Genomic DNA, 14383 nt, shown 5'->3' with positions numbered 1-14383 from the left:
ACTACCTGCCTGAAAAGGCCCGGCGAGCCGCTGGGCCTTTTTTGCGTTCCTCTAGCGGGTTTTTACCAGCCGATGTAATCCGTAGTACCCTGTACGCCTTTGCCCACGCTTGTACGAGGGCTGCCCGCGACAGCGCCTCACTGCGGAGCGACAGGAGCTTGCCTGGTGGTTGTTACGGCTGGGCTAGGAGCCAGGCAATGGCCAGGGACTCCTGGTCAAACCGGTGGTAGATGATCGGGTACTGCCGCATGGCCTCTTGCCGGGTGGTGTGCCGGCTCACCCGGTCTAGGGCCGGGCCGGCACTGAGCACCGCCCCGTAACGGTAGCCTTGCTGCACGGCCCGCGGCAACCAGTCGAGCAGAAACCAGCTCGTGTCCGGGGCGGAAGGCGTCACGAAGCGACGTTGGTCAATCAAGACCTTGCCGGCCCCTACGGGGTGCAACTGGCCCAGCAGCGCTTCAAAGGCTGCCCGCAGCACTGCGCTAGCGTGCGCGCCCGGCAACCACACATGCTGCACGAAGCCCAGCGGATGCCGGTAGATCTGCGCCGCCTCATTGGCGAAACAGCAAGGGGGCGGGGCCATAGGAAAAATCATTCGCAACGAAGGAACAGCATACTAGAGCAGGCTTTACGTACTGATTACTTGCCTTCTGCTCCTAGGGTTGCTGGGCTTTGTTCATGGGCTACGAAGGCCCCGTAACCTGGGGGTAAGTAGCGGCGGTCTGCCAAGGAAGTTCCCACAAGCCGTATGCCCTGGTCGCGACACACAAGCCTAAGCAGGGAAGGCGTTCTGCGCGGCCGTGCCAGCCCATTCGCTTGAGGAAAGTTGGTCCCGTAGCAGTAGAGGTGGGGATGAACCGACGGGACGTAGAGGATTAAGCAACGGGAACTAAAAAAAAGGTAGTCCCCCCTGTTTAGGGGTAGTGGTTGCTTAGGACGTAATGAACCGGCCCGAATACCTTTGGCTAGTCCTGCTAAGGCACCCCTGGTTTCCCGGCAGGCGATTCCCATGCCCTTTGCGGTTCGTATACTTTTTCTCACGCTTTACCATGCCCACACGTCTACCTTCAGCTACCTTCCCCCGCCAGCACTGGGGCAAGCCTCTTCCTCTGCTGGCCCTGGGCTTGAGTGCTCAGGCTCAGCTCACCGTCACGAGCACCACCCCAGTGCGTAACCGCAACCTGGCGCCGCGCGCGACTGCCGTGAAGCTGATCTACAGCCAGCCCCTCAACGCAGGCTCCGCTAGCAACGTGCGCGTATACTCTGCTCAACGTGGCGGCCAACTCGTGCGTGACGGGAACGTCACGGCTAGCAGCAGCACCGTGACGGTGAACCCGGCCATGAACTTTCTGCCCGGCGAGCGGGTATTCGTCACCTCGCCCGCCACGGTAACCAGTTCCGCAGGGGTGGCCTCGCAGCCCTACGTCTACCAATTTACCACTGCTACTACGCCGGCCTCCGGCACCTTTGCTTCCAAGGCCGACTTTAACACCGGAGAAAGTCCTTATAGCGTGGCGTTGGGCGACGTCAATGCAGACGGCCGCTTGGATATCGTTACGGCTAGTAGAGGCGATAATTCGGTTTCGGTGCTACTTGGCCAGGCGAACAGCTCCTTTGCCGCCAAGACCCATTATAGCACGGGGAACAGCATCCGGAGCGCAGCACTGGGTGATGTGAACGGCGACGGCCGCCTGGATATTGTCACGGCTAATTTTGGCCCCGGCACGGTCTCGGTGCTATTGGGCCAAGCAGAGGGCCTTTTTGCAGCGCGCATGGACTATCCCACTGGGGCCGGGACCAACAGCGTCGCGCTAGGCGACGTGAACGGAGACGGCCGCTTGGACCTGGTCACCGCTAACATCAGCGACAACTCGGTCTCGGTGTTGTTGGGGCAAGCGCAGGGCACCTTCGCGGCCAAGACCGACTATCCTGTTGGTGGGGAGGTGCAAAGCGCCGCGCTAGGCGACGTCAATGACGACGGTCGTTTGGACATCGTCACGGCCAATGAGAGTAGCTCCGTCTCGGTGCTGCTAAGTCAGGCGCAGGGCCTCTTTGGAGCCAGGACCGACTATCCTACTGGAGCAAGCACCAACAGTGTGGCGTTAGGCGACGTCAATGAGGATGGCCGTTTAGATATTGTCACGGCTAACCGGGACGCTAACTCCGTCTCGGTGCTGCTGAGCCAGGCAGCGGGCACCTTCGCAGCAAAGACCGATTATCCCACAAGTGGGGGAGGGCGAGGTGTGGCGCTGGGCGACGTGGATGGCGACGGTCGTTTGGATATCGTCACAGCAAATGGGAGCATTTCGGGCACGGTCTCGGTGCTGCTGGGGCAAGCGCAGGGCACCTTCGCGGCGAAGGCCGACTATCCCGCTGGCACTCGTCCTTACGGCTTAGCGCTAGGCGACGTCAATGAGGATGGCCGTTTAGATATTGTCACGGCTAACCGGGACGCTAACTCCGTCTCAGTACTGCTAGGCCAGGTCCCACTAGCGCCCACCCTCACCAGCTTCTCGCCCCTGAACGGACCGGTGGGCACCCGCGTCACGATCATGGGTACTGGCCTGAACGGCGCCACGGCGGTGCGCTTCAACGGCACGGCGGCCAGCTCGTTCATCGTCAACTCGGCCACCAGCCTGACGGCGGTGGTAGCGGCGGGCAGCACGACGGGCCCAGTGAGTGTAACTACGCCCAGCGGAACGGCTACCAGTACGACCAATTTCACCGTACTGTTCGCGCCGGTGGTGACGACCACGGCCAACCCGACCACGGCGTTGGAGCAGACTGCCACCGTGGTCGATGCAGGCCTGACCGTCACCGACGCCGACAGTCCAAATCTAGCCTCTGCTACCGTGACCCTCAGCAGCGGGCTGGTCAGCAGCGAGGACGTGCTGGCGTTTACGCCTACGGCCCCGATCAGCGGCGGCTACACAGCCAGCACCGGCGTGCTCACGCTCACCGGCACGGCATCCGTGGCCCAGTACCGAGCTGTACTGCGCACGGTGAGCTACCGCAACAGTTCTCAGACGCCTACGACTAGCGCGCGCACGGTGAGCTTCGTGGTGAGCGACGGGGAGCTGAGCAGTACCCCAGCCACCAAGCAAGTGCAAGTGCAGGCCGTGAATGGTGCCCCCTCGGTACCCACCGACAGTGATCCGACCCTCAACACGGTCGCCGAAAATGCGCCCACTGGCACGCTGGTGGGCCTAACTGTGACGGCGACCGATGCCGATAGCCCGACCCTAGCCTATTCGCTGACCAACAACGCCGGCGGGCGCTTTGCTATCAACCCCACCACGGGCGTGGTCACGGTGGCCAATGACCGCTTGCTGGACTACGAAACGGCTACATCTCACGCCATCACCGTACAAGCCTCGGATGGCACGCTTACCAGTTCCGCCAGCTTCACGATTCAAGTCACCAACATCAACGAGGTCCCAGTAGTGGCCAATCAGGCCTTCTCAGTGCCGGCTAGTTCCCCAGCGGGTACCGTGGTCGGCACGGTGGTAGCCACCGACCCCGATGCGGGCCAGACGCTGACCTATTCGATTACGGCCGGTAATCCGGCGGGGGCCTTCTCTTTCGTGGGCAATCAACTGCAAGTGGCCAACGCCGCGGTACTCACCAGCACGGGCACCTATGCGCTGACGGTCAGCGTACAGGACAACGGCAGCCCGAGTCTGGCGAGCACCGCCACCATCACCGTCACCGTGACGCCCGTTACCCAGGTGCTCTACCGCCTCCACGCGGGCGGCCCGGCCTTGAACACGAGCTTTGGTGCCTTTGCCGCCGACCAGTTCTTCTCTCCTAGCCGCACCGGGGCCAACTCCGGGCCCATTGCCGGCACCACCGATGATGCCTTGTACCAGACGGAACGCTTCGAAGGCGCCTTTGGCTACAGTTTGCGCGTGCCTAATGGCACCTACCAAGTCGTGCTGCACTTTGCCGAACTCTACTGGACCCAGCCGGGACAACGTGTTTTTGATGTGCGGGCGGAAAACCAACTCGTCTTGGACAACTACGACATCCTGAAGAAAGTGGCCCCGTTTACGGCCACCACCGAGACCTTCTCGGTGGTGGTGACGGATGGCGTACTCAACCTAGACTTGTCGGCCCTCGAGAGCGACGGCGGCCGCGACGCGGCCAAGCTCTCGGCCCTGGAGGTGCTGGCCCCCGGCGCGGCGCAGAATCGCTCGACGCTGGCCAGCCAAGCGCTACTGGCCACCACGAGCCCGGGTAAGCTCGCCGCGCGCCTCGAAGCCCTGCCCAACCCCTTCTCCGAACGGGTCAGTCTGAGCTTCCAGCTCCCGCAAGCTGAAGCCTATACGCTCACCGTGTATGATCTGGCCGGGCGGCAGCTGCAGCAGCAAACGGGCATGGCCGTGGCGGCGGGTGAGCGCCAGCAGCTCACCCTGACCCTAGGCCGCTATCCAATCGGGGTATATCTGGTGCGCCTGACCACGCCCTCGGGTACGCAACAAGTGCGCGTCGTGAAGCACTAACCCCCACCCCACCCGCCCGAAGGCCCCCTACCCGGCCCGGTAAAGGACTGCGCGTCCTTTGCCGGGCCGTGGTGCGTCAGGCCGGTGCGTACTAGGCGCACCTGAGCAGACGTGGCTGTGCTATCTGGCACGGTTTCCCTCTTTTTGATCTACAAAGAGCGCCTAAATCAGTTCTTTTAGAGGGGGCTCAAGATGGGACACCTTTCGGACTGGTCGGCTTGCAAGCCAGCGCCACGCGGTGGTAGATGTACCCCGTTCCTTCTTTGCCCTCACTTGCCCACCTAGTGCGTCGGCGGTTATATTTGCTTTCATCTTGTTCATCCGGGCCGCAAGGTGGCTGCTAACAACGGGTCAACGAGCCGTCTTCCCTGTAGCCGTTCATGAACAAACCCCTGCTCGCCAGTATCCTGGCCTTTGCCAGTCTTGGCGCAACTGCCCAGGTCACTACGCCCGCGGTCGATAGCTTAGTCAAAGCCTATGTGGCCATTAACAAGTTTAATGGCACGGCGGTCGTTGTCCGCGAGGGGAAAATACGCTATCAAAAAAGCTATGGCTATCAGAATGCGACCGCTAAGCGCTTGAACGCTCCCACGAGCATTTTTCCCATTGGCTCCTTGACCAAGTCGTTTACGGCCTTGGTCGTCTTGAAACTAGCGGAGGAGCATAAGTTATCCCTCGACAATTCGGTTAGCCAGTATATTCCCGACTATCCCAGAGGAAAGGACATCCAAATCCGCCACCTGCTGACCAACACGAGCGGCATCTATGAGAAGTTTAGAAATCGACAGTTCTATGAGCAGCTCACGTCCACGCGCGCCTTCAGCACCGCCGAAAGACTGGCTTTCTTTCAACAGGAGCCTTTGGATTTTGAACCCGGCACCAAGTTTAGCTACTCCAACTCGGGCTTCGACTTGCTGGGCCTCATCATTGAACAAGTAACGGGGCGCTCCTATGCCGAGGCCGTGCGGACCTATATTCTGAGCCCCCTGCACATGACCCATACGGGGCTGGGTTTTGCGGAGCTACAGGACGCGCATAAAACCAAGCTGTACGCCTATTTATCGGCGACCAAAACGGTGGAAGTGCAGCCCTGGAATGCCAGCTTAACCTACTCCTCTGGCGGCCTCTATAGCTCCGCGGAAGACCTGCTTAAATTTTATTACGGGCTGAGTAGCTTCCAGATTATCTCGCCAGAAACCTTTGCCCAAGCCACTACGCCGTTCTTAGGCGGCTATGGGTATGGCTGGTATATCGATCAGGTACAGGGCGAGCGCGTCATTGACCACGGGGGAAACATAGAAGGGGCGACCAGCTATTTTTTGCTCATGCCGGAGCACCGCATTGGGATTATCCTGTTGAATAACATCACGTCCACCTCCCTGGAGAAACTAGGCACCTCCCTGTATGCCGCTTTGCGCAACAAGCCCTACCGTGTTCCCCAACCTAAAAAGGCTATTTACTTGCCTGAGGCTATTCTGGCGCAATATGTCGGCACCTTTGAAGTATCAGGCCCAGTCTAAGATAGAAATCTCGATAGAAGCGGGAAAACTGGTTCTGAAAACCACGGACGGCACCAAAACGGCCCTGTTGGCAGAAAAAGAGGGGGTGTTTTTTGCCCCCGATGAGGACCTGGTGGTAGAGTTTATGGCCAAAGACAATAAAATTGCGCAGTTGAAGATCGTCCAAGGACTCACTAATAAGATAGCCCGATAAGCTGTGAGCCCGATAAGTCCAGCTTATCAGGCTCACAGCTTATCGGGCTGTTTGGACAAAGCCCCCCTTTCGAGACGAGCAAAGCGGCGCTTCTGCCGTCCTGTTTGGCTTTATCGTGCGGGAAGGCTTTAAGAGCACCGTGGGGCTCACCCCAGCGGACCCGGGGGCGCTGTGCTCGCTTTAACTCAGGCAGGTAGTATAGTCGTTTACGCTATTCTTTTTGGAAGAACTTTCCGGCTTTGATCACGGCGTACACCGCCTCTAGGTTGCTAATGTCCTGCAAAGGGTTTTTATCCAGGACGACCAAGTCGGCCATTTTTCCGACGGCCACCGTGCCCCGGGTGGTCTCCAGGTGCAGGGCTTTTGCCCCATTGAGCGTGGCGGCTGTCAGGGCGTCGAAGGCGCTCAAACCGGCCCCTTTGACGAGCAGCTCCACTTCTTTAGGCACGAATTGCTTCTGGTCGTCATCCGTTCCGGCCGCGAGGAGCACGCCGGCTTTATAGGCTTGCGTGGTGAGCCGTTTTCCTACCTCATACGCGTAGCGCATGGTCGAATCTTCTTGCCCCCATTCTTGGTAGGTTAACAAGGTGGCGTCGAGAATCGTGTGCCGCTCCTTCATCAGGGCAAATAGGGCGGACAAATCCGGGGTGGCGCTGTCCCAAAATGCAGCCCCATGGCGTTGGGTCTTCCAAGAGGGGGGGATGGTGTCCAGCTTTTCGTACAGCAGCAACGGGGCGTGCGACACGACGCCCACGCCGGCTGCCACCACCTCGGCAGGCTTGGCGTGTTGCAGCCAGGCGTGCGCCCAAACCGGCAGGTTCTGCCGAGTAGCTTCCCGCACGATGTGAGCTACCAGGGGCGCCGCGACATCTGCGTATAACTTCAGGCCCGTGGCGCCGGTACCTTTCGCTTCGGCCACGGCTAAGACCAGGTCGGTGGAACTCGTCACGGCCCGCATATACGGCAGGGTGCCGGCGACCGCACCTTTCGACGCCAGCGCCGTGCGCGGATCCTGGAAAAAAGCAGGGCCTGCCAGCAGGGCGGAATAATAAATCGCCGGCGACACGATCTCCCCCGTGGCGGCGTCGCGAGCCAACCCCGCCAAGATCCGGGCATCCCCTGCCATGTCGCGCACGGACGTTACGCCGCTATACAACAGGCGGCGCAACACGGCCAGCACATGAGCGCGGTTGTCCACCCCGGACGGGTCCGTGGCCAGGTGCACGTGCGCATCGATCAAGCCGGGCACCACGTATTTTCCTTGCAGGCGCACCACGCGCGCGGAGTCGGGAAGGGGCTGGCTGCCATCGAGGAAAATAGCGGTGATCGTCTGGTGGCGAATGAGGATGGTTTGGTGAGCAACCGGCACGGGATGCCTCGCATCGATAATGGTCACGCCCGTAAGCGCATAGTTGCTCCCGGTTACTTGTGCCCGCCCAGAGTACCCTAGGAGAACCAGAAAAAAGACGGGCATCCACTTCAAAGGCAGGATCTCAGGCGGATTGGGGGCAGGGGAACAGGTTTCGAGAGGGGCAAGAATGGCGGGCGAGGCGGTGGCGCCTGCTCGGCGTAAGAGCAGCAAAGACAGCCAATAGGGAATGAGGAAGGGAACCGCTGGAATCGAGACGACATAGCTAGCAATAGCCAAGGGCACCGGCACCGCAGCCGGTAAGACACTCAACACCAATGCTGTCCCACTCAGGCCCATCAACCACCGGCTGGCCGTTGGGCGGCACCACCCCACCCGGTGGAGCGCCGCCGTAAAGGCAATCGCGGTGGCATACTGCAGGGCCACGGCCACCGCGCCCAGTAGGTTCATGAGATCTCGCATGGGCTTGTACCAGTCAGGGCGCTGAGCCGACCCAGTGGCGACCACCAGGCGGAACGAATCCAGCAGAAAGGTGCCCCAGTACGCCATGTTCACGATGAACAAGGGTGTAGCCAGCAGCAGAGCCGTCAGGCCGAGCAGCGTATAGGTGTTCTCCCCTGCCCGGCGCAGCCACGCGCCTAGTAGCACGAACCCAGCGACTAGCAGCACCCCACAAAGGATGAGCAAGGTGTAGCGTAGTTGCTGCTCGACGGCAGTAGCAACCCACCCCGCCGGATCCGCTGGGGGCGGGCCCATGCCGGCAAACAACGAGAGCAGCAGCCACGGGGCCAGCAGCAACGTGGCACCGAGCACGAGTTGGCGCCGATCAGCAGCCAGACGGCGGCTCTGATGCCCACCCAGCACCCAAGCGGCTGCGCTCATCAAGGCGCTATGCCCGAGCCATAGCGGGACATACACCCGGGGCGAGGTGTGCCCCAGCCCGAAGGCAAGGGCAAAGCCCAGGAAGGGAACCAGCGTCAAATACCAGAAGCAAACGGAGCGGAGGCGCGAGGGGAACATACGATGGAAAGAACCAAGGCCGCACCACGCGGCCAGCACGGGTGAAAGTACATAAACCACGCTAGCCTTAACTCACATAAACATGTGATAAGTAAACTACTACGTGGTGTTAGCAGCGGCAAGAAGTCAACCAGAATAAAGGATCTGGCGGGCTCACGGCAAAACCTGACCACTCCTGCGCGCCAGAACGGGTCCGGGTACACGACTACGCTCGTTTGGCTGAACAAATAGTTTCTTCTGAGCGAATTAAGAATATGCTCCGATGCAACCCAAGAGGCATTTCTCACTTAGTCTGTTCAGCGGAACGGTTAATTTTTATAAATAACTTCGCTGCACACCTGCCTTAAGTATACAAAAGGCGGATTTTCAGTTCTTCACATAGAAGGTCATTTGTTCAGTCGAAGAAGGACAAGCCATTTTGGTCATCATAGGTCCTAAATTAATTTTTGCAATAACTACGGCCCTCATAAAATACTCTCTGATGTGCCCTTTGGGTGGGCCACGCATCAGCTACTCCAACAACGCGGCTGCGAGCATGGCCTTAGTATGCAAAATTAGACCTCAAATTTATTGCGCACTGATGTCTCTGTAGGCAGTCGCATGATCAAATACACAAGCTTCTAGGCGAGGAAGAAAGCTATTTGGATGCATTGCTGATCCAAATAGCCGAAAGTGTTTGTTCTGGAGTACACCGGAGAAGCATCTACTTGTTGCTGAACAGGTTATTTTGCTCTCCTTATGCGGCACTCACGAATAGTTATCTTTAGCTGTATTTTTCTCCTTCTGGAGTTATTAGCTGAATCACTCTCGGCGCAGTCTCGCCAACTCCAGCGCTTGGTGGAGAAAGCTGCCTTAGCGCCAGCGGTAGTGCATCTGCTTGAGCCCAAAGAGCTACCTCAACAAGATGTACGCCGCCTGCAAGCAGCACACGCGCAGTGGGCCTACGATTCCTTAAGTAGATTGCTCGTGTACGCTCGCTTGAGTGCTGACTTTTACGCCCTACAGCAAGCGGATTCCGGCTACCGATACCTCCGTTTGGCTTGGAGCGCAGCAAGCCCTGCTCAACGACGAGCCCAGCCCGCTGAAGTGGTTGCGTTAGCCAATAGTTTAGCCAATCATTATCACGTACGCGGGGAATATGACAGCGCCCTAGTGTATTACCGACAAGCAATGGCTGTGTTTCGACAGGCTAGGTTGGACAGTAGCCAAAGCACTAGTAGCACGCTGTCAACTACTCACGCCAAAATGGGTGGCCGCATGCTGGCCCGCGTCGTAGGACATGCAGGTTTGGCTAGCCGACACCGCGGAGACTTGCTCAACGCACTGCATTATTATGAGCGAGCCCAAGCCCTTTACCTATACCAACAGGATCTACCGGGGATTATTTGGACGCAATGTTTGATTGGGGAAGCCTATGCCGAGCAAGGTAGTCTCATGCAGGCGCTACCGGCCTACGAACAGGCCTTGCGCACGGTGCGCCGCTACCAACGACAGGATCCCCAAGCAGGCAGCCACATGTTGGCGGGCTTGGCGCTGGAGTATTATGCCCCGCTGCAACTCATGGCGCCTCGCCACCAAAGCTACGCGTGCCCAGTAGCCACGGAAGCCATTCAGGCCTTGCAAACGGCATACTCACAGTCTGTTCTCCGTGCCACACCCCACGATGCGGCACTGCTAAGCAAGTTGCAGCTAGTACTTGCCGAAGAAACACTACGGGCCGGGCGGTTCACCGCGGCCGTACCCTACCTACGGGCGGCAGCACAGTGGTTAGGGTATGCACGTACGGAGAATGATCATTCTATCACCCCGGACTATCTGCCTGTACAAGCACATTTCCTAGGCCTTCGCGCTTGGCAGCAGCATGCCACTAACCCGGTTCGGGCACGCCAGGACTTGCAGCAGGCTATTATCCTCGCGGGGCAAGCACAGCCTGCTACGCAACAAGCTTACCTGCAGCAGCAGTTGGCCAGCTACGCCCTCGCGATGGGAGAGCCCCAGCAGGCGCAGCCTTTGTTGCAGCAGTTGCTCCGCCGTTACCCGTATCAGAGCCCGTTCGCCCTGAGCCAGGTAACAACGTTACTGATGCAAGTCTACGCGAAGGCCGGTCGCTACGATAGTGCCTACTACTATGCCCGCCGCACGCAAGCCCTGATTGATACCCAACGCACAGCGCAACACTTTGCCCTGCTCGCAGACACAGAAGCACGCTTTCGCACCCGTGAGCAGGCCACTCAGATTCAACTACTGACAGCGCGTACACAGCTCGCCCTAACCGGAGCCGCGCTGCTGACCCTGCTGCTCCTGGCGGCTGGCGCCGCGTGGCACACCACTCGTCGGTTGAATCGGCAGCTAGCTACCCAAAGCCGTCGTCTGCAGGAGCAGGCAGAGCAGTTGGGAAAGTTAGATGCGGCAAAAAATCAGTTCTTCGCCAACGTAAGCCATGAGCTGCGCACGCCGTTAACTTTGATTTTAAGCCCCCTCGACGGCTTACTCACCACGCCTTCAGTAGGTTTGCCGCCCAATGTGCAAGCCCCTGTAACGCTAGCGCATCGTCATGCCCGCCGCCTGCTGGAGTTGGTCAATCGGATCCTCGACCTGACCAAGCTGCAAGCGGGGCGTTTAGAGCTCTACCCAACTCCCACCGCCTTATCTTCTCGGCTCCGCCAAATAGTAGCTCAGTTCAGTTCGCTGGCGGCGGAGCGGCGCGTATCGCTGGCGTACGCTTCGCAACTGCCCGACGAGCTGCACGTGCTAGTTGACGCTGATAAAATAGAGCAAATTCTTACGAATCTGTGCATGAATGCGCTCAAGTACACCCCCGCTGGAGGTGCCGTAACCGTAAGTGCCGCTTTCTCTGGTTCTGCTAGTCAGTACGTACTTACGGTCTGCGATACAGGTCCGGGCATTGCAATGAGCGAGCAGGCGCACCTATTCGAACGCTACTACCAAAGCCCGCAAGCGCAGGCGCAGGGCGGCACTGGTTTGGGCTTAGCCCTAAGCCGCGACTTAGCCACGCTGCTTGGTGGCTCCCTTACGCTGGTAAGCGAGCCGGGACAAGGCGCTGCTTTTACCTTACGGTTTCCGGCGCAAACAGTGCCGCCAGCATTATCTGAAGCGCCACAGGAAGAACTTATCGGAGCGCAAGAACCTTCTGCCATTCACGACCACGCGACAGTTCGTGCCCGCATACTGGTCGTGGAAGACCAACCCGATTTGCGCAGTTATCTGCGGGATTTATTAGCTCCTAGGTATGAGGTGCTCACGGCAGAGGATGGCCAGGACGCATTGGAAGTACTTGAGCGAGAAGCCCCCATTGATATGCTGATCACCGATGCGATGATGCCCCGGCTGAGTGGTACCGAACTGCTCACGCACCTCAAAGCCCATGCTACTTGGGCCAGCATCCCGGTACTCATGCTCACCGCCCGCGCCGATGAGGGTCACCGCTTAGCGGCCCTCACCTTAGGCATCGACGATTACTTGACCAAGCCCTTCGTAACGATGGAGCTACTAGCCCGGGTGCAGGTGCTGCTCACACGCTGTGAGACACGCCGTCATTTTGCAGCGCAGCAGCCCGTAGAAGAGAACTTACTATCCGCATTATGGCCGCTTCCTAGTTCGCCTACATTGTTACTTGAGCAAGCCACGCCGGCTAGCCTGGCGGCTGAGCAACTAGCTCAATGGCAGGCAGAGGTGGCGTCAGAGCTGGTCAACCCGGCTTTCGGGCCAGCCGAGCTAGCCCATTGCCTTTGCCTGAGTGAGCGCACGTTGTACCGGCGCCTGGGGGAGCTGGCCGGCCTAACGCCCGCTGCTTGGCTGCGCGAGTTGCGCCTAAACCACGCTCGCCGCCTGCTCGAGGCGGGCAGCTTCGGCTCCGTGGCCGAGGTAGCGGAAGCCACGGGCTTCAGCAACGTTAAGTCATTCAGCCAACGCTACGCCGAGCGTTTTGGACGGCGGCCTAGCACCTATCCTAAGTAAAAGCGGACCGTCGTCACGGCCAACGCACCACGCTTGCTCCCGGGCAAGACGTGGCGACCGGATAATGCGCTTTACGCTTGCTGGTAAGAGAGCGTTGAGAGTGGCCGGGAGTCGTCTGCCAGACACGATTTCTGCCAAAAGTGCCAAAAAATAGGGCTTAAATAAGATTGGCAGGTATTATGCCCACAATCTGGGCGAACATAAGAAATCTTTGGGCGCAGCGTACGCTTCAGCAGAATGACTGCTGGGAAGCGCCATCTTCCTTACCGGCTACCTGGCTACCGAGCACCGTGGGCTACCGAGCGTCTGAGTTTCCTCCGCTATTTCCTATCCTATAACTCCTTGCCTTATGAAAAACGTTTTACTCCTGTTCGTACTGATGGGTAGCCTAACCGCGCGCGCACAGTGGGTACTTCAGCCTTTCACCTTTCAGAATACGATTGCACCTTATCCACCGAATGCGGCTACCCTTCACATCGTAGATGCGCAGACGGTCTGGGCCACTTCCATCAACCAGTACGAGGGCTATAACATAGGTAGCAATGAGGTGGCGCACACCACTAACGGCGGTGCCACGTGGACGGTGCAGACGATACCGGATATGGATTTCTACTATGAATGTGTCTTTGGCGTGGTGGGGCTAAATGCCTCGACGGCGCTCATTTCCACCGCCAACGGTGTTGGGCCGGGCCGGATCTTGCGAACGGCGGATGGAGGTGCCACCTGGACGACCCGCACCACTCCCGCGCAGTTTGGCTACCCCGATAGCTATGCCGATTTTCTACTGGCGTTCAGCCCGACCGAGATACTCTGCATAGGTGACCCTGTTGCGGCGCTGGGCAACCACTTCGAAATGTACCGCAGTCTGGATGTGGGCCTTACTTGGGTGGCAGTTAGCACGGCCAACATGCCCGTGGCCCAGGCCGAGGAGTACGCCGACATAAACTATAAGGCGCAACGACTGGGCGACCACCTTTGGTTTACGACCAACAAAGGACGGGTCTATCACTCGCCGGACCGGGGCATCAGCTGGTCGGTGGCGCAAACATCCCTCACCCAGGCGGGCAGCATCGCCTTCCGCGATGTGCGCAACGGCCTGTATTACGTGCCGGGTGAGGCTCTGCTGCAAACCACCGACGGTGGCGTCACCTGGACTCCCGTTGCGGTTAGTGGTCCTGTCCACCGCATAGTGGCCGCGGTACCGGGGACCAATAATTATCTGTCCGTCGGTCAGGGTACTGATGCGGGTACTTCCTACAGCCGCGACAATGGGGCTACCTGGACCGCACTGGAAACGACGAAGAGCCACTTCGACCTAGCGGTGCTCTCCCCCACGGTGGCGTGGTCGGCGGCCTTGAACTTTACGAGCACCACGCGAGCGGGGCTAGGCGCGTACAAGCTCACGAGTACGGTGCTGAACACGGCGTCCCTACTCAGACTGCCGGCTGAGACGCTTAGCGCTAGCCCTAACCCAAGCGCCAATGGTTACTTCGCCCTCAAGCTGGCTCCAGGTGTGCGGCCCGAAAGCTACACCGTTACCGACGCGCTAGGCCGCGTGGTACAGACGGGTCTTCTCCCGCCCAGTGACCTAGCACAATTAGACCTGAGCGCCCAGGCTCCGGGCCTCTATACGCTTCTATTGCACACAAGCCGCGGCGTAGCGCAGCAACGATTGATTCGACAATAGCCAACGACTAGCCGCCCCCGCAATGGCCCTTTGGGGCGGTCCTCTATCCTACGTCATCATTGTCAACGCCCATATATTACTAGAGGGTGCTTCCCTCAACCATCTCATCATAAG

The 14383-nt window shown here is 59.2% G+C and carries 7 protein-coding genes; 5 read left to right on the top strand and 2 right to left on the bottom strand.

Annotated elements, in window-relative coordinates:
- Positions 1-172: 172 nt before the first annotated feature.
- Complete coding sequence (locus SD425_RS29295) at positions 173-595, bottom strand: hypothetical protein (RefSeq protein ID WP_324680614.1); 423 nt, start codon at positions 593-595, stop codon at positions 173-175.
- Positions 596-1049: 454 nt separating this feature from the next.
- Here SD425_RS29295 and SD425_RS29290 point away from each other — a divergent pair, with 454 nt between their 5' ends.
- From SD425_RS29290 to SD425_RS29280, 3 genes are all read left to right on the top strand, one after another.
- The gene (locus tag SD425_RS29290; protein ID WP_324680612.1) at positions 1050-4502 is read left to right on the top strand and encodes an FG-GAP-like repeat-containing protein; all 3453 of its coding nucleotides are present in this window, start codon (positions 1050-1052) and stop codon (positions 4500-4502) included.
- Between the two features lie 380 nt (positions 4503-4882).
- The gene (locus SD425_RS29285; protein ID WP_324680610.1) at positions 4883-6022 is read left to right on the top strand and encodes a serine hydrolase domain-containing protein; all 1140 of its coding nucleotides are present in this window, start codon (positions 4883-4885) and stop codon (positions 6020-6022) included.
- A complete protein-coding gene (locus tag SD425_RS29280; RefSeq protein ID WP_324680608.1) occupies positions 5988-6215 on the top strand; it encodes a hypothetical protein in 228 nt (75 codons plus the stop codon). Before SD425_RS29285 ends, SD425_RS29280 begins: the two co-directional genes overlap by 35 nt.
- A gap of 211 nt (positions 6216-6426) precedes the next feature.
- On the opposite strand, the gene SD425_RS29275 is transcribed toward SD425_RS29280, so the two are convergent.
- Positions 6427-8466, bottom strand: a complete 2040-nt coding sequence (locus SD425_RS29275) for an amidohydrolase family protein (protein WP_324680606.1) — start codon at positions 8464-8466, stop codon at positions 6427-6429.
- A gap of 975 nt (positions 8467-9441) precedes the next feature.
- Between SD425_RS29275 and SD425_RS29270 the strand changes: the two genes are divergently transcribed.
- Both SD425_RS29270 and SD425_RS29265 read left to right on the top strand, forming a co-directional pair.
- Positions 9442-12582 (top strand): ATP-binding protein, encoded by a 3141-nt coding sequence (locus SD425_RS29270; protein ID WP_324680604.1) that lies wholly within the window; start codon positions 9442-9444, stop codon positions 12580-12582.
- A gap of 349 nt (positions 12583-12931) precedes the next feature.
- Positions 12932-14269, top strand: a complete 1338-nt coding sequence (locus SD425_RS29265) for a T9SS type A sorting domain-containing protein (RefSeq protein WP_324680602.1) — start codon at positions 12932-12934, stop codon at positions 14267-14269.
- Positions 14270-14383: the final 114 nt, after the last annotated feature.

Source organism: Hymenobacter sp. GOD-10R, from assembly GCF_035609205.1.
Classification (GTDB): Bacteria; Bacteroidota; Bacteroidia; order Cytophagales; family Hymenobacteraceae; genus Hymenobacter.
This window is presented reverse-complemented; position numbering and strand designations above follow the sequence as displayed.

Excerpts from the sequence above, each read along its gene's own strand:
- SD425_RS29290 (WP_324680612.1), top strand. The coding sequence starts at position 1,050 with ATGCCCACACGTCTACCTTCAGCTACCTTCCCCCGCCAGCACTGGGGC.
- SD425_RS29280 (WP_324680608.1), top strand. The coding sequence starts at position 5,988 with ATGTCGGCACCTTTGAAGTATCAGGCCCAGTCTAAGATAGAAATCTCG.
- SD425_RS29275 (WP_324680606.1), bottom strand. The coding sequence starts at position 8,466 with ATGAGCGCAGCCGCTTGGGTGCTGGGTGGGCATCAGAGCCGCCGTCTG.
- SD425_RS29265 (WP_324680602.1), top strand. The coding sequence starts at position 12,932 with ATGAAAAACGTTTTACTCCTGTTCGTACTGATGGGTAGCCTAACCGCG.
- SD425_RS29285 (WP_324680610.1), top strand. The coding sequence starts at position 4,883 with ATGAACAAACCCCTGCTCGCCAGTATCCTGGCCTTTGCCAGTCTTGGC.
- SD425_RS29295 (WP_324680614.1), bottom strand. The coding sequence starts at position 595 with ATGATTTTTCCTATGGCCCCGCCCCCTTGCTGTTTCGCCAATGAGGCG.